This window comes from Parvibaculum sp. (genome assembly GCF_045863935.1).
In the GTDB taxonomy this organism is placed as follows: Bacteria; Pseudomonadota; Alphaproteobacteria; order Parvibaculales; family Parvibaculaceae; genus Parvibaculum.
The window spans coordinates 38,441-53,453 of the sequence record NZ_BTVP01000019.1; the positions used below are offsets into that span (position 1 = coordinate 38,441).

Here is a 15,013-nt window from a genome sequence, read left to right on the forward strand (position 1 = left end):
CTCACTCCGCTGCCCGGGGAAAACCGATTTCGGCCATGGGCCTGAACTCATGCTTGTGCTTGCCCGAGACGCGCTCGGACCAGGGGTCCACCTGCGCAAATTTCTGCGAGAAGACGAAGCGATCGAACAGGGATCTGCGGCGCTCGTCATCGTCCATGATCTGGCGGCGGATTTCGTCGTAGCCGATGCGCTTCGCCCATTTGTAGATGCGCTCCAGATAACGCGCCTGTTCACGGTACATCTGGACGAGCGCCACGACATGCTCAAGCGCCTCGTCCTCGGTCTTTACGAGGCCGAGTTTCTCGGTTCCCCTGATGTCGAGGCCCGCGGCGCCCGCGAATTGGATCTCGTAGCCGGAGTCGACGCAGATGACACCGACATCCTTGCAGGTCGCCTCCGCGCAATTCCTGGGACAGCCGGAGACGGCCATCTTGACCTTGGCGGGCGTCCACGATCCCCACATGAATTTCTCGATGCGGATCCCAAGACCAGTCGAATCCTGCGTACCGAAGCGGCACCAGTCCGTGCCGACGCAGGTTTTCACCGTGCGGAGCCCCTTGGCATAGGCGTGGCCGGAGACGAAGCCGGCCTTGCCGAGATCGGCCCAGACGGCCGGCAGGTCTTCCTTGGCTATGCCCAGCATATCGATGCGCTGGCCGCCCGTGACCTTCACGGCGGGAATGGCGAACTTGTCCACGACATCGGCGATGGCGCGCAGCTCCTTCGCGCTCGTCATGCCGCCCCACATGCGCGGCACGACGGAATAGGTGCCGTCCTTCTGGATATTGGCGTGGACGCGCTCGTTGATGAAACGCGACTGATAGTCGTCGGCATATTCGTCCGGCCAGTCGCAGACGAGATAATAGTTGAGCGCCGGGCGACACTTCGCGCAGCCGCAGGAGGTTTTCCATTCGAGTTCCTGCATCACGGCCGGGATGGTCTTGAGCTCCTTCGCCTTGATGAGACGGCGAACCTCATCGTGACCGAGATCTGTGCAGGCGCATATCGGCTCGACGGCGGCGGGGTTGTAGGTATCGCCCAGGGTGAGCGCCATCAGTTTTTCGACAAGCCCGGTGCAGGAACCGCAGGAGGCGGACGCCTTGGTGTGGGCGCGCACACCATCGAGCGTCGTCAAATCCTTCTCCCGGATCGCATTCACGATCGCGCCCTTGCAGACGCCGTTGCAGCCACAGATTTCGCTTGTGTCGGGCAGCGCGGCAACGGCGGCATTAGGGTCCTGGGAGGCACCGGCAAGCGCGGGCCCGAAGATCAGCGTTTCGCGGCGTTCGGCGATGTTCTCCTTCTCGCGCAGAAGATTGAAGTACCAGCTTCCGTCCTGCGTATCGCCATAGAGAACGGCGCCGATGACGCGATCTTCCGAGATGACGAGGCGTTTGTAGACGCCGCGCGCGGCATCGCGGAAGACGATGTCCTCCCTGTCGTCGCCGCTCGCGAAATCGCCCGCCGAAAAGACATCGACGCCCGTCACCTTGAGCTTGGTGCTGGTGACGGACCCCCGGTAGCCCTCGCCTTCCTCTTCCGCGAGCGTGGCGCCGGCCGCGCGGCACATCTCCCAGATGGGGGCGACGAGGCCGTAGACCTGCCCCCGGTGCTCCACGCATTCGCCCACGGCGAGGATCGCGGGATCGGAGCTGCGCATGAAGTCGTCGACGACGATGCCGCGGTTGCAGGCGAGCCCGGCGTCGCGGGCGAGCGCGATGTTCGGGCGGATGCCCGCCGCCATGACGACGAGATCGGCGGACACGAGGCGCCCGTCCTTGAGGCGCACGCCTTCGACATGGCCCGTGCCGGCGATCTCTTCGGTCTGTGCGCCCGTCAGCACCTCGATGCCGCGCATCTCGAGCTCGCGGCGCAGGAGGAAGCCCGCTGCCTCGTCGAGCTGGCGCTCCATCAGCGTGTCCATGAGATGGATGACCGAGACCTGCATGCCAAGGGTGCGAAGGCCATTTGCCGCTTCGAGGCCGAGCAACCCGCCGCCGATCACGACGGCGCGGCCGCCGCCTTCCGCCGTCGCGATCATCCGGCGCACATCGGCAATGTCGCGGAAGGCGATGACGCCATCGAGCGCCGCGCCGGGCACGGGAAGGATGAAGGGCAGCGAGCCCGTGGCGATCAGCAGCCGGTCGTAGGAAGAACGCGCGCCCTTGTCCGTGGCGATGGTCCGCGAGGCGGCGTCGATCGCGATGACTTCCTCACCGCTTCGAAGCGCGATGCCGTTCTCCTCGTACCACCCTCGCTCATTGATGACGATTTCATCGAAACTCGTTTCTCTGGCGAGGACGGGGGAGAGCATGATGCGGTTGTAGTTCACCTCCGGTTCGGCGCCGTAGATCTCGATCTCGTAGCGATCCGGTGCGAGAGCGAGCAGCTCTTCGACCGCACGGCAGCCCGCCATGCCGTTTCCGACGACGATGAGTTTCCGCCTTTTCGTCATGGTCAGGCCGCCTTGTCCGTGCGGTTGCGGGTGAGGAAACGCATCACGGCTGAGCGCGCGGCGAGATAGTCCGCGTTCTCGCCGAGTTCGAGCCGCCGGCGCGGGCGCGGCAGCGCGACGTCGTGAATCTCGCCTATGCCGGCGGCTGGGCCATTGCTCATCATCACGATGCGATCGGAGAGCAGCACGGCTTCGTCCACGTCATGCGTGATCATGACAACCGTATTGCCGAGGCGGGCGTGAATTTCCATCACGCTGTCCTGGAGCTGCGCGCGGGTGAGCGCGTCGAGCGCACCGAAGGGTTCGTCGAGAAGCAGTACCTTCGGCTCCATGGCAAGCGCGCGGGCGATGCCGACGCGTTGCTTCATGCCGCCGGAGATTTCCGACGGACGCTTTTCGGCCGCATGCGCCATGTTGACGAGGTCGAGCATTTCGCGCGTCCAGCCGTCGCGTTCGGCGGAAGTCTTGCGGCCACCGAAAACCTTGTCGACCGCGAGACGGACATTGCCGTAAACGGTAAGCCAGGGCAGCAGCGAATGGTTCTGGAAGACCACCGCCCGCTCCGGACCCGGCCCGTCGACCAGCCTGCCTTCGAGAAAGACGCCGCCGAGCGTCGCCATTTCGAGGCCCGCGACGAGATTGAGCAGCGTGGACTTGCCGCAGCCCGAATGACCGATGACGGAGACGAACTCGCCTTCATGGATCGAGAGATCGACATCGCGCAGCGCCTCGAACATGCCCGAGCGCGTGTCGAAGGTCTTGCCGAGCTTGCTGATCCGCAGAATCTGATTTCGTTCCGTCATGGGTCGCTACTCCTTCTTGCCGGTGTAGTCGTAGCGGCGGCGGACGAAACCCATGCCCGTTTCGAGCATGATGCCGACGCAGCCGATGATGACGATGGCGACGATGATCGAGGGGACGGAAAGGTTGTTCCATTCGTCCCAGATGTAGAAGCCGATGCCGATGCCGCCGGTCAGCATTTCGGCGGCGACGATGACCATCCATGCCGTACCGAGCGAAAGCTGCATGCCGGTCAGCATGTAGGGCAGCGTTGCCGGCACGTAGATCTTCGTCACCATTTCGCGGCGGTTGAAATTCAGCACGCGCGCGACGTTCAGATAGTCCTGCGGGATCGCTTTCACGCCCGCCGCCGTGTTGAGGATCACGGGCCAGATGCTCGTGATGAAGATGACGAAGATGGCGGATGGGTCGACCGCTCGGAAGACGAGCAGCCCTATCGGCAGCCAGGCGAGCGGGCTCACCGGGCGCAGGATGGCGATGAGCGGCATCCAGGCCTGCTCGAACGTCTTGTTCGCGCCGATGAGGAAACCCGCCGGGATGCCGACGGCAAGAGCGAGGAAGAAGCCCGCGAGAACCCGGCCCAGCGAGTACATGACCTGCCAGGCGATGCCCATGTCGTTCGGCCCGTAGACGTAGAACGGGTCGGAGAAAATCTCGACCGCCTTGTTCCAGACCGCCGGAACATCCGGAAAAGCGGGCACGAAGGCCGCCTGCATGATCGTCCAGCCGAGCAGGACGAGCGCAAAGGTGATGGCTGGCAGGAGCACGGGCCGCAAGGCGTTCTCGAGCCTCGATGGCTCGTGCCGCATCGTTTCGCGCTCCGGCGGAACCGGCTCGTGAGTTTCCCGCATTTCAGCCGGCGATTCCTCCATGGGTTCGACAATGGCGAGTGCTGCCGTTTTCATCCGCCACCTCCTCACGTGTTGAGCTTCGAGAATTCGTCCATCGCGAAGGCGAGGTTCTTCACTTCGAAATCGTCGATGTAGGAGAGCACCTTCCCCGGATTGAAGACGTCGCCGTTGAAGAAGCGATCCGGGCCCATGGCAATCGGGCTCGTCGCCTCCGCGAGCGTCCATCCTTCGGCATGCGTTCCTTCGGTCTTCATGTCGATGGTGGGGACGGGAATGCCGAGCCCTTTCACCGCTTCGCGATAAATGTCCGGCCGGTAGATTTCGCTTGCCGCCTTGACGACATCGAGAGGCTCTTCGATCTGGCCCCAACGGACCATTTGCGACATGAACCACACCGCATGGCTACGCCAGGGGAAGGTCGCCGCATAGCGATAGAAGACGTTGAAATCCGGCATCGGGCGCGGCTCTTCGTCGATCGCGTAGCGGAAGGTGCCAGTCATCGACATCTTCACGACATCGACCGGTGCGTTGACATAAGACTTCCGCGAGATGATCTCGACGACTTCGAGACGATTTTCGGTCTGGTCCATCCACTGCGCCGCCTCGACCAGCGCGCGGATCATCGCCATATGCGTGTTCGGATTCTTTTCCGCCCAGTCGAGATTGACGCCGACGACCTTCTCCGGATTGTTGTTCCAGATTTCATGGTTGGTGATGAGCGTCTTGCCGATGCCCGCGATGACGGCGCGCTCGTTCCAGGGCTCGCCGACACAATAGCCGTCGATGTTTTTCGCGGTGAGGTTCGCGACCATCTGGGGCGGCGGAATGACGATGAGGCGGACGTCCCTGTCCGGATTGATGCCTGCATCCGCCATCCAGTAGCGGATTTCGTAGTTATGGGTCGAAACCGGGAAGACCATGGCGAAGGTCATGGCGTTCTTGCCGGCCGTCTTGTCTGCGTCGATCACCTTTTTCAAGGCGCGGGCGGAGAGCGGGCGCTCGGCCATCGCTTCGGGGTCCGCCTCGACCATGCGGTCGTAGAGTTCGTTCGAGACGGTGATGCCGTTTCCGTTCAAGTCCATCGAGTAGGAGGTGATGGTCGGCTTCTTGATGGCGCCGATGCCGAGGGAGGAGGCAATCGGCATGCCGGCGAGCATATGCGCCGCGTCGAGCGCGCCGATCGAGACCTTGTCACGGATGTTCGCCCAGGAGGCTTCCTTCGAAATCTGGCTCTTGATGCCGTGTTTCGCGAAATAGCCCTTTTCATGCGCGATGACGAGCGGCGCGCAATCGGTCAGCGGAATGATGCCGAGCGTGAGGTCCGTCTTTTCGAGCCCCTCGCTGCCGGCCGCCCAGGCACCACCCGGAACGAGGGCGGTTGCGGCCTTCATCAACGTCGCCGCACCAATCAGCTTTCCGCCCGACTTGAGCAGGTTGCGGCGGTCGATGGATTTCGGTTCCTTGCCGGTCTTGTCCTTCATGGCGGACTCCTTACTGGGATTGCGCGGGTGCATGTCAGTAGGCGTAGGTCAGCGAGACCCAGCTCTTGTCGCGGCTTGCGAAACCGCCATCGCCGTCGAAACTTGCGAATTTCAGATTGAGCGAGAGGCTCTTCGTCAGGACGAAGTTCGCCACCATGTCGAGCTCGCTGCCGAAATCGGCGCCGCCGCGTTCGGCGGAGAAGTCATGCCAGGTCGCGCCGATGACGAGCTTCTCGATGGCGGGGATGCCGGCGATCGCGTAGGTCGCACCGACATAGAGATCTTCGAGGCCGGCAGCGGGCGTCGCCAGGAAAGTATCGGCCCAGCCGTTGAAGGCGTGGAGCGTGGCCAGCGGTGTCGAGAAGCCCGTGACACCGTCGCCCTCCAGCACCTCATATCCCGCCGTCAGCCCGAGAGACGCCCAGGAAAACGCCGCCTCGGCGAGTGCATAGTCGAGATCGATCGAACGGGGATTGCCGGCGCGGTCATGCTGGCACGCATATTCGCCGTTCAGGGTGACCTTCGTGTTCTCCGCGAGCGTGAAGGGGGCGGAAACGCGCAAGCCGTACGTTTCTGTCGACAGGACCGGCGCTTCGTTGAGATCGAGCAAATAGGCGTAAGCGCCCAGCGTGACGTTGCCGAAGCCGGTGTAGTCCGCGTTGAGGAGGTGATTGTCGCCGCGGAACCGGCCCGCCGGGCTGTCCTCGCCGAAGACGCGGTTCACGCGGTTGACATAGGCATAGCCGAGCTCGAGCCCGTCGATGCTCGAATTGACCACGCGCAGGGCGTCGAAGGTCTGCTCGTTCTGCCGCCAGCCGACATTGCCGACGAAGCGCGCATTGCCGAGGATGATACGCTGGCGGCCGAGCGTGACCACCGTGTCCGGCAAGCCGGCATAGGCGATCTGAAGACGGTTCAATTCCGCCGTATCCGCGTCCGCCACCACGGGGTAGGACGTGCGCCCGTTGATCGTGTCGTTATAGTCTTCCGGCCCGGCATGACCGATGAGGTCGAAGTCCGTCAGAGCCGAGAAGCCGTGGAACGATCCGGTTTCGTAGCCGAGACGCGCGCGGCCCGTATAGGCATTGGCGTTATTCGCCACGCCGTCCTGTTCGACATGCTCGTAACGCACGCGAAGATCAATAATGGGCTTTCCGTTCAGGAGGGCATCACCCAGATCTTCTTCCGCCGAAGCGGCACCGCCCGTCGCGGCAAGCAATACAAACGCCGCCCCCAAAGCGGATATCCTCATGCCCCTGGATTCCATTCGTCAGCCACCCTTGCTTTGCGGCAGAGCCGCGCTGAAACAAAAAAAGCGCCTGTCCAGCGATCGCTCGCCGAAACAGACGCCATTGTCTGGAGTGGGCCGCCATTGACCCGCTATGTCCGCAAGGGCCGCCATTGGCCCTGTGCGGGGAGCGCTGCCGGTTACCCCCGCGCGCTCACTGTCATGAAGGATATGCAAACGCCCCGAGAGCGCAATAGTGTTTTGATTTTAAAGGGTAATTTTTGTTTGCACTGCACAAAAATTCAACCGGATGATTACGATGCGAACAGGGTTTGCCTAGCCCTTGAGCATTCGCGAGATCGAGATGAGGCTGTCGGCGATGTCGAGAATCGACTTTCCCTCCTTCATCGCCGTATTGCGCAGGAGCTTGTAGGCATCCTCCTCGGAAAGCTTGCGCTGCTCCATGAGAAGGCCCTTGGCGCGCTCCACGATCTTGCGGCTGGCGAGGTCGGACTTCGCCTTGTCGAGCTCTTCGCGCATCTTCTGGAAGACCTTGAAGCGCAACATCGCAACATCGAGGATCGGCTTTACGCGCTTCGCACTCAAACCGTCCACGATGTAGGCGCTGACGCCCGCACGAAGCGCTTCTTCGGCAAGCGATGCCTCGCTTTCCTCCACAAACATGACGATCGGGCGAGGTAGGACATCCGACACGCTGCGCATGTTTTCGAGCGTGTCGCGGTCGGGTGAATCGACATCGACGACGACGACATCGGGCTGGATTTCCTCGATCTTCCGCACGAGGTCGGTCAGCAGTCCCATACGAAGAATCTGCGCATCGCCATAGCCCGCGAGCCCGGCCTCGACGACTGCGGCGCGGTCGTCGTTGCTGTCGATGATGAGGATTTTGAGCGGTCTGGCGCTGTCCACTTTCCGCACCGGTTCCTGTATCACCTGTTACACAGGAGGCGAGCCGCCAAGATGGCCCGGCAGATCCCGCAGCAAGTTTCATTCCAGACAGCGCCGGCAGCGCTCATACAGAATTTTTCGCAGCCTTCGCCAGGCGCTCGGCGTCGGCGAGATCCTCCTCTGTGTTCACGTTGAAAAAAGCGTCGGGATCCTCGAAGTGGCAACGCTCCGCGCCAAGATCGTCGAGCGTCCACCAGAGGCTGCGGTATCGGCCGGCCCTAATTCCATCTTCCAGCACAACACGGCAACTCACCGGCCATATCGCGCAGAGTCCCTGCACCTTTTCCCGCGTGATGGCAACGACCGGCGCGCCGGAGCCCGCCTGCGCAACAAGCCTTTCGACAAGATCAAGCGGTAGGAAGGGTGTGTCGGCCGGGAAAGTTGCCAGCCAGTCGGGACCACAACTGGCGGCCCAGTCAAGTCCCGCGAGGACGCCGCCGATCGGTCCCGCTTCGCCGCCGAGCCTGTCGGCCAGTACCGGAAACTCCCGCGCCGCCGTGTCACGATAGAGAGCGCTGGCCTCATCCTTCGCATTGAGAGCGAGCGTCTCGACCTGCGGACGGACACGTTCAATGACGTGGTCAATCAACGGACGACCACGGAGGAGAACGAGCGGCTTCTCCAGCCCGCCCATTCGCAACGCGTTTCCTCCAGCGACGATGACACCACGCATCGGTTTTCCTGAATCGCCCGGACCATGTCCCTCGACAACCCAGTAACACCTATCGCGCCGGGAAGATCAATACAGCTGTCGTTGCAGGGCAGACCGGGAAACGTCGAAAAGGAATTCAGAGCGGAGGCTTCCGGTCTTTCTCGATTCCGTCATCGGCCGATTGCAACTTGCGCCAACGCAGCGGTGTTACGCCAAACTCCCGGCTGAAGGCGCGGATGAAGGCCGCAGACGAGCTATAGCCGGCCATGTCGGCCGCCTCTTCCACCGAGAGATCCTCCGTGAGCATCTTTCGCGTCACAAGCGTCAGGCGCATGCGCGCGAGCGTCTGCATCGGCGTGCGGCCGACGATGCGCCGGAAGTCTTCGGCGAATTTCGTGCGCGACATGCCGGCCATGCGCGCCAGCCGGTCGATACTCCAGTCATCGAGCGGTGCATCCAGAAATGCCCGGATGGCTTTGATGATGCCCCTGCTCTTCATCATGCCGATCTCTGGGCCATCTCCATTACCTCGATTTTCGAGGATCGAGCGCGTCATGTTGATCACGATGATTTCGGCAATTCTCCGTATGATGATCGCCTGTCCATATTCATGACTGGCGCCGACGAATTCCTCGTCGAGCATTTCCGCTGCCTTCCAGATACGGCGTGCGCACTCGGGTGACGATTCCTCACTCAGATAGATCGGACCGATGATGAGATTACCGAGGGCCATATTCTCGGACGGCACGACACCTAGCAGGAGTTCGACGTCGCTGCCCGCATCGATCTGTTCGGAAATGGGTACGTGCGGGAAACCGTCCGGCGCAGCGACTTCCGCAGGGTCCTGGATCGAATGAATGCGGTGCGGCGCGAGCCCGCTGATGCCTACGATGGCGCCGGGCGCGAGATCGATGCTTTTCGGTTCGGGAAAGTCGGTCGTCAATCGCAAATTCCCCCGGCGCACCATAAAGCAATAGGAGAAGTCGCCGGGATCGAGACGCTTGTTGACAGGATATGAAGCGAACGAGCGAAAAAAATAGACACCGTCCATTCGCACGTCGGCGCGAATGTCGCTGGCATCCATGCTCCCGAGCGATCGAAAGCCGTTCGCTTCGGCTCCTGTTCTATCGGCCATACGTGAGTAGGTTCCCGACCGGGTTGATCAACCTGCGTTCGTGTCTTCCTGCCGCGCGAGATCGAGGGCTATGTCCACGATCATGTCTTCCTGACCGCCAACCATAGCGCGTTTCCCGGCTTCCAGCAGTATCCTGCGAACATCGACCCCGTATCTCTCGGATGCCGCTTCGGCGTGGCGGAGGAAGCTCGAATAGACGCCGGCATAGCCAAGGCTCAGCGTTTCCCTGTCGACGCGCACCGGCCGGTCCTGCAAGGGCCGGACGATATCCTCGGCTGCGTCCATCAGCGCGAGCAGGTCGCAGCCATGCTTCCAGCCATAGCGGTCGGCCGCCGCGATGAAGACTTCGAGCGGCGCATTCCCCGCGCCCGCGCCCATGCCGGTGAGCGATGCGTCGACGCGGACGGCACCGTTCTGAACGGCGGCAATCGAGTTCGCCACGCCAAGGCTCAGATTGTGGTGCGCATGGATGCCGCGCTGCGTTTCCGGCTTCAGCACCCTGTCATAAGCCTGCAGGCGGGCGGCAACGTCGTCCATCGTCATGGCGCCGCCGCTGTCCGTCACATAGACGCAATGGGCGCCGTAGCTCTCCATCAGCTTTGCTTGCTTCGCCAGCGCTTCCGGCGGCGACATGTGGCTCATCATCAGGAAGCCGGAGACATCCATGCCGAGATTGCGCGCCGACTCTATGTGTTGCCGCGCAACGTCCGCTTCGGTGCAATGCGTTGCGATGCGAACGGAGCGCACGCCCATGCCGTGCGCCCGGCGCAGATCCTCGATGGTCCCGATGCCCGGCAGGAGCAGCGTCGTCACGACAGCCGATTTGACGACGTCGCAAACCACTTCGATCCACGCCCAGTCGGTGCAGGCGCCGAAGCCGTAATTGAGGCTCGACCCCGAAAGCCCGTCGCCATGCGCAATCTCGATGGCATCCACCCCCGCATCGTCCAGCGCGCGGGCGATGGCGCGCACATGGTCGAGAGAATATTGATGCCGGATCGCGTGCATTCCGTCGCGCAGCGTCACGTCCTGAATGTAAAGACGGTCGGGGACGTTCATGCCGCCACCTGCCACTTCTGAACGAGAGCTTCCGCCGTGCGCAGCGCGGCCGACGTCATGATATCGAGGTTGCCGGCATAGGGCGGCAGGTAGTGACCGGCGCCTTCGACCTCGAGGAAGATGCTCACCTTGAGACCGGTGAAGGCGCGGTCCATGTCCGGCAGGTAAAGCGGGTTGTTGCCGCCTACTTTCTCGATCTGCACGGCCTGCTTCAGGCAATAGCCCGGCACATAGGCCTGAACCTCGGCAACTTTCTTCTCGATGGCCGCGACGATCTTCGCCGGGTCGGCATCGTCGCACAGGCAGTGCACCGTATCGCGCATGATGAGCGGCGGTTCGGCCGGATTGAGAATGATGATCGCCTTGCCGCGCCTGGCGCCGCCAACGGTTTCGATGGCCCGTGACGTCGTCTCCGTAAACTCGTCGATATTCGCGCGCGTGCCGGGACCGGCGGATTTCGACGCGATGGAAGCGACGATCTCACCGTACAACACGGGCGATACGCTGCTGACGGCGGCGATCATGGGAATCGTTGCCTGTCCGCCGCAAGTGACCATGTTCAGGTTCCGCTCGTTTGCGAAGCCGTCGAGATTGACGCTCGGCACCACATAGGGGCCGATGGCGGCAGGCGTCAGATCGATCACTTGCTTGCCATGCGCCTGCAGCATGTCGTTGTGGTGCCTGTGCGCGCCTGCCGATGTCGCGTCGAAGACGATGCCGATGCTCTCGAATTCCGGCATCGCCAAGAGCCCTTCGATACCCTGCGCCGTCGTGGCAACGCCGAGCCTCGCAGCTCTGGCAAGCCCGTCGGATTCGGGATCGATGCCCACCATCGCCGCCATCTCCAGCGATTTGGAGAGGCGCATGATCTTGATCATCAGGTCGGTGCCGATATTGCCCGAACCGATGATCGCCGCGCGAACCTTCTCCCTGTCTCCGGCCATGCGCCCTCCTAGGCGAAAGAGACATGCAAGGGCTCGAACCCCTGCACGTGAACGGTGAATTTGTCGCCCGCGGCAACATTCACCATGGGACCGAGGGCGCCGGAAAGCACGATGTCGCCTGCCTCCAGCGGACGGCCGACTTCGGCCATCTTCCGCGCGAGCCACAGGGCCGCGTTCAACGGATTGCCGAGGCAGGCGGCGCCCACGCCCACCGACACCTGCCGCTCGCCGAGACGCATTTCCATGCCGCCGAGATGCAGGTCGATTTCCGAAAGCTTCCGCCGGTCCTTGCCGAGTACGAATTTCGCACCGGATGCGTTGTCCGCCACCGTATCCGCCAGCGTGATCCGCCAGTCGGCGATGGCGCTGTCGACGATCTCCGCCGCCGCCACCGCATAGCCGATTGCCGCGGCGATCTCGCCGATGGAGGGGGTCGCGGATTTGAGCGGCTTGTCGAGGACGAAGGCGATTTCCGCCTCGACCTTCGGCTGCATCATATCCGCCACCGCCATAAATGCCGCGTCGCTCGCGTCGTCCACGTCGAACAGCATGCCGTAGTCGGGTTCGCTTACACCGAGTTGCGCCTGCACGGCGGGCGATGTGAGCCCGATCTTCCGGCCGACGATCCGCTCGCCTGCCGCGAGACGCCGCCGCGTATTGATGTCCTGGACGGCGTAGGCCGAGGCGACGTCGAAACCGGGGGAGGTTTCGGTAACCGGCGGTATGGGGGTCCGGTTACGCCGCGCCTCGGCCAGGGCGGCCGCTATCGCGCCCAGATCAAGCGGCATCGGCCGCTCCGAAGAAATCGGCCGTTACGCGATTGAACTCGTCGGCATGCTCCCATTGCGCCCAATGTCCGCATTGCGGCAGCACGAAGAGCCGTGCGCGCGGAATCTGCTTGAGCAGCGGAAACGCCATGTCGATCGGCATGACTTTGTCCTCGCGCCCCCAGATGATCATCGTCTCGTGCTTGAGGGAAGCGAGGCGCGGATCGGACCAAACGGGCTCCATCAGCGCCTTGGGATCGGGGCGCATCGGAGGCGTCTCGACGATATGAGGCTGGAGAGCCGTCTTCATACGGCCTTCGAGAAGCTCCTCCGTGATCTGCGTGGGATCGTAGACGAAGTCCTTGACGAAGCCGCGCAGGCGCTCGATCGAGGGTCCGGGGCCATCATAGAAGAACAGGAGCGTCTTGATTGCCTCGGTCGGAAACTGGCTGAACATCGGAATGCTGCCGCCCGGCCCCATGAGCACCATGCGAGCGACCTTTTCCGGCCGGTCCATCGCCAGGCGCAGCGTCACCATGCCACCCAGCGAATTGCCGACGAAATGCGCCTTCTCGATGCCGAGTTCGTCGAGGAGCTCGCCCATCTTGGTCGCATACCAGGCCGGCATGGCGCTGCCCTTCGGCTTGATGTCCGATTTGCCGAAGCCCGGCAGATCGGGAACGATCACGCGGAAGCTGCGCGAAAGCACCTCGATGTTCCGGTTGTAGTTCGACCAGCCGCTCGCGCCCGGGCCGCCGCCGTGAATGAGAACGAGCGCTGGGCCCGAGCCCGCCTCGTTGTAGTGAATCTTCACGCCGTTGACGGTAACGAACCGGCTCGTGCTTTCTTCGGTGACGCTCATATCCTCTCCTGTCGACAAAATTTCTGGATTCTTTTGAGTTTCTTGCGGCCGTCGCGGCCATTCAGTTGCAGCGCTTGTGGCCCCACATGCTCGTGACCTCATGATGGGTGACGCGCCAGACCTCATCGTGAACGGCGATGCCTGCGGTCCCGACTTCCACCTCGAAGCCCGAGGGGGTTGCCGCGTAGAAGGAGATCATCTGGTCGTTGCTGTGCTTGCCGAGCGTCATGGTCTGCTTCACGCCGCATTTCTCGACGCGGTCCATCGCGAAGCCGACATCGTCCATCGTCGCCATCTCCACCATGAAATGATGCAGCCGCTTGGGCGCGGGCATGGGCGCCAGCGCCAGCGTGTGGTGGCGTGGATTGCAGTGATAGAACTCGAGCGTCAGCGTGAAATCCGGCGCGATGGCGATGCCGATCGTGTCGGAAAGCCTGAAGCCGAGAAGCCGCGTGTAGAAGTCGCGCACCTCGTCCATCTTTTCCGACGCCAGCACGACATGTCCCGCGCCCTGCTCGCCGGTGAGGTAGCCCGACACGCCCGCGGGCGAGTTGAACGGCACGCTGGTGAGCGCCGTCGCCCCGACATAGATCTCGATCTGAAGCCCGGCGGGGTCGGTGAGCACGATGAGATCGCGCACTCCGCGTTCCGCCTTCAGATTGTCGGAGGCGGGCGCGTATTTGACGCCTTCCTTGTCCAGCTTCTCGCGCAGCGCCTGCATCCCCTCCCAGGTCTCAACCTCAAGACCGATGAAGGAAATGTCGTCCGCCTTTCCCTCGTCGATCTGGAGGCGGAACGCGCGGTCGTCCATCCGGTAGCGCGCCGACGCGCCGTTGCTTCGCCCCGGCATGAGCCCGAGAAAGCCCGTCATGTAATTGTCCCACGCCTTGAGGTCGCTCACCTCGAAACCGATATAGCCCAGCGATGCCACGCTCATGATGTTGCCTTCCCGTTTCCGTATTTCGCCGCAAGTCCCGTCCCCGCCGAGACGACGCCTATTCCTCTGACGCCGATGCCTGTCTCGCAGATGAGAACGCCGCCCGTCGCCGGAGCGCTGTCCCTGCGCGAGGCGAAGTAGACATAGGAGCCCGCATATTCCGAGGTCGCCGGTACTCGTCCGAGCGGCACGACCGGAGCTGCGACCTTCGGAAGATCGACGCTGCTGATGGCCGTTTCGGAGAGACCGAGTGCGGTTGGACCGCGCAGATCAGTGTCGATCGGACCGGGCGCGACGCCGTTCACGCGCACCACCGGCGCAAACTCGAAAGCAAGCTGGCGGATCAGCCCGACGACGGCATGCTTGGAGGCCGTGTAAAGCGCGCCGCCGCCCGCCGGATCGAAGCCGGCATTGGAGACAGTGTAGACGAGCGAACCGCCGGACCGGACAAGGGCCGGAAGCGCGGCTTTCGCGAGCAGCAGGTAGCCCTTCACATTGATGCCGAAGAGTTCGTCGAAGGCGCCGCCGATCTGCTCCTCCGCCATCTCGTCCAGCGTGACGCTGTAATCCCATATGCCGGCATTGCCGATCGCGCAGTCGAGCTTGCCGAAGCGTTCCACGGCGAGCGAAACGGCCGCCTTGTTGTCGTCGAGCGAACGCACATCGCCCGAATGTGTCGCAACCGCTTCGCCATACTCGTCCCGAAGCGCGGCAAGCCTTTCAGCCGAGCGGTCGAACGCGACCACCCGCGCGCCTTCCTCGACGAACCTGCCGACGATCGCGCGGCCAAGTCCGGACCCGCCCCCTGTAACGAGAGCGACCTCTCCCGATAAAACTCCCATGAGCCTCCCCGCTCGTTGGAATTCCGATGC

The 15,013-nt window shown here is 62.9% G+C and carries 14 protein-coding genes; all 14 read right to left on the bottom strand.

Going from position 1 to position 15,013, the window contains the following annotated elements; genetic code table 11:
* Nucleotide 1: 1 nt before the first annotated feature.
* The 14 genes from nirB to hcaB all read right to left on the bottom strand — a co-directional run bounded on the left by nirB (nucleotide 2) and on the right by hcaB (nucleotide 14,983).
* Nucleotides 2-2,455 carry a nitrite reductase large subunit NirB gene (gene nirB, locus ACKUUH_RS09845; protein ID WP_407949734.1) on the bottom strand — a complete coding sequence of 818 codons (2,454 nt, stop codon included), beginning with the start codon at nucleotides 2,453-2,455 and terminating at the stop codon, nucleotides 2-4.
* 2 nt (nucleotides 2,456-2,457) lie between these two features.
* Nucleotides 2,458-3,258 carry an ABC transporter ATP-binding protein gene (locus ACKUUH_RS09850; RefSeq protein ID WP_407949735.1) on the bottom strand — a complete coding sequence of 267 codons (801 nt, stop codon included), beginning with the start codon at nucleotides 3,256-3,258 and terminating at the stop codon, nucleotides 2,458-2,460.
* A gap of 6 nt (nucleotides 3,259-3,264) precedes the next feature.
* Nucleotides 3,265-4,161 carry a nitrate ABC transporter permease gene (gene ntrB / locus ACKUUH_RS09855; protein WP_407949736.1) on the bottom strand — a complete coding sequence of 299 codons (897 nt, stop codon included), beginning with the start codon at nucleotides 4,159-4,161 and terminating at the stop codon, nucleotides 3,265-3,267.
* A gap of 11 nt (nucleotides 4,162-4,172) precedes the next feature.
* On the bottom strand, nucleotides 4,173-5,588 hold the full coding sequence (locus tag ACKUUH_RS09860; protein WP_407949738.1) for a CmpA/NrtA family ABC transporter substrate-binding protein: 1,416 nt from the start codon (nucleotides 5,586-5,588) through the stop codon (nucleotides 4,173-4,175).
* Between the two features lie 34 nt (nucleotides 5,589-5,622).
* Nucleotides 5,623-6,840, bottom strand: a complete 1,218-nt coding sequence (locus ACKUUH_RS09865; protein WP_407949739.1) for a hypothetical protein — start codon at nucleotides 6,838-6,840, stop codon at nucleotides 5,623-5,625.
* Between the two features lie 312 nt (nucleotides 6,841-7,152).
* Nucleotides 7,153-7,746, bottom strand: a complete 594-nt coding sequence (locus tag ACKUUH_RS09870) for an ANTAR domain-containing response regulator (protein WP_407949740.1) — start codon at nucleotides 7,744-7,746, stop codon at nucleotides 7,153-7,155.
* A 103-nt stretch (nucleotides 7,747-7,849) separates the two neighbouring features.
* Nucleotides 7,850-8,458: a molybdenum cofactor guanylyltransferase MobA gene (gene mobA / locus ACKUUH_RS09875; protein ID WP_407949741.1), complete on the bottom strand. Its 609-nt coding sequence runs from the start codon at nucleotides 8,456-8,458 to the stop codon at nucleotides 7,850-7,852.
* Nucleotides 8,459-8,573: 115 nt separating this feature from the next.
* Complete coding sequence (locus ACKUUH_RS09880) at nucleotides 8,574-9,521, bottom strand: AraC family transcriptional regulator (RefSeq protein ID WP_407949742.1); 948 nt, start codon at nucleotides 9,519-9,521, stop codon at nucleotides 8,574-8,576.
* Nucleotides 9,522-9,599: 78 nt separating this feature from the next.
* Entirely contained in the window at nucleotides 9,600-10,631 is a 1,032-nt protein-coding gene (gene dmpG, locus ACKUUH_RS09885) for a 4-hydroxy-2-oxovalerate aldolase (RefSeq protein WP_407949743.1), read from the bottom strand.
* Nucleotides 10,628-11,575 (bottom strand): acetaldehyde dehydrogenase (acetylating), encoded by a 948-nt coding sequence (locus ACKUUH_RS09890; RefSeq protein WP_407949744.1) that lies wholly within the window; start codon nucleotides 11,573-11,575, stop codon nucleotides 10,628-10,630. The genes dmpG and ACKUUH_RS09890 overlap by 4 nt, the downstream gene beginning before the upstream one ends.
* A gap of 8 nt (nucleotides 11,576-11,583) precedes the next feature.
* Nucleotides 11,584-12,363, bottom strand: coding sequence for a 2-keto-4-pentenoate hydratase (locus tag ACKUUH_RS09895; protein WP_407949745.1), 780 nt, complete (start codon nucleotides 12,361-12,363; stop codon nucleotides 11,584-11,586).
* Nucleotides 12,353-13,204, bottom strand: coding sequence for an alpha/beta fold hydrolase (locus ACKUUH_RS09900; protein ID WP_407949746.1), 852 nt, complete (start codon nucleotides 13,202-13,204; stop codon nucleotides 12,353-12,355). Before ACKUUH_RS09900 ends, ACKUUH_RS09895 begins: the two co-directional genes overlap by 11 nt.
* A 61-nt stretch (nucleotides 13,205-13,265) precedes the next feature.
* Entirely contained in the window at nucleotides 13,266-14,141 is an 876-nt protein-coding gene (locus ACKUUH_RS09905) for a VOC family protein (protein ID WP_407949747.1), read from the bottom strand.
* Nucleotides 14,138-14,983, bottom strand: a complete 846-nt coding sequence (gene hcaB / locus ACKUUH_RS09910) for a 3-(cis-5,6-dihydroxycyclohexa-1,3-dien-1-yl)propanoate dehydrogenase (RefSeq protein ID WP_407949748.1) — start codon at nucleotides 14,981-14,983, stop codon at nucleotides 14,138-14,140. The genes ACKUUH_RS09905 and hcaB overlap by 4 nt, the downstream gene beginning before the upstream one ends.
* Between the last annotated feature and the right edge of the window lie 30 nt (nucleotides 14,984-15,013).

Bases quoted from the DNA above. Each gene is read 5' to 3' on its own strand.
- nirB (WP_407949734.1), bottom strand. From the start codon at position 2,455: ATGACGAAAAGGCGGAAACTCATCGTCGTCGGAAACGGCATGGCGGGC.
- ACKUUH_RS09850 (WP_407949735.1), bottom strand. From the start codon at position 3,258: ATGACGGAACGAAATCAGATTCTGCGGATCAGCAAGCTCGGCAAGACC.
- ntrB (WP_407949736.1), bottom strand. From the start codon at position 4,161: ATGAAAACGGCAGCACTCGCCATTGTCGAACCCATGGAGGAATCGCCG.
- ACKUUH_RS09860 (WP_407949738.1), bottom strand. From the start codon at position 5,588: ATGAAGGACAAGACCGGCAAGGAACCGAAATCCATCGACCGCCGCAAC.
- ACKUUH_RS09865 (WP_407949739.1), bottom strand. From the start codon at position 6,840: ATGAGGATATCCGCTTTGGGGGCGGCGTTTGTATTGCTTGCCGCGACG.
- mobA (WP_407949741.1), bottom strand. From the start codon at position 8,458: ATGCGTGGTGTCATCGTCGCTGGAGGAAACGCGTTGCGAATGGGCGGG.
- ACKUUH_RS09880 (WP_407949742.1), bottom strand. From the start codon at position 9,521: ATGGATGCCAGCGACATTCGCGCCGACGTGCGAATGGACGGTGTCTAT.
- dmpG (WP_407949743.1), bottom strand. From the start codon at position 10,631: ATGAACGTCCCCGACCGTCTTTACATTCAGGACGTGACGCTGCGCGAC.
- ACKUUH_RS09890 (WP_407949744.1), bottom strand. From the start codon at position 11,575: ATGGCCGGAGACAGGGAGAAGGTTCGCGCGGCGATCATCGGTTCGGGC.
- ACKUUH_RS09895 (WP_407949745.1), bottom strand. From the start codon at position 12,363: ATGCCGCTTGATCTGGGCGCGATAGCGGCCGCCCTGGCCGAGGCGCGG.
- ACKUUH_RS09900 (WP_407949746.1), bottom strand. From the start codon at position 13,204: ATGAGCGTCACCGAAGAAAGCACGAGCCGGTTCGTTACCGTCAACGGC.
- ACKUUH_RS09905 (WP_407949747.1), bottom strand. From the start codon at position 14,141: ATGAGCGTGGCATCGCTGGGCTATATCGGTTTCGAGGTGAGCGACCTC.
- hcaB (WP_407949748.1), bottom strand. From the start codon at position 14,983: ATGGGAGTTTTATCGGGAGAGGTCGCTCTCGTTACAGGGGGCGGGTCC.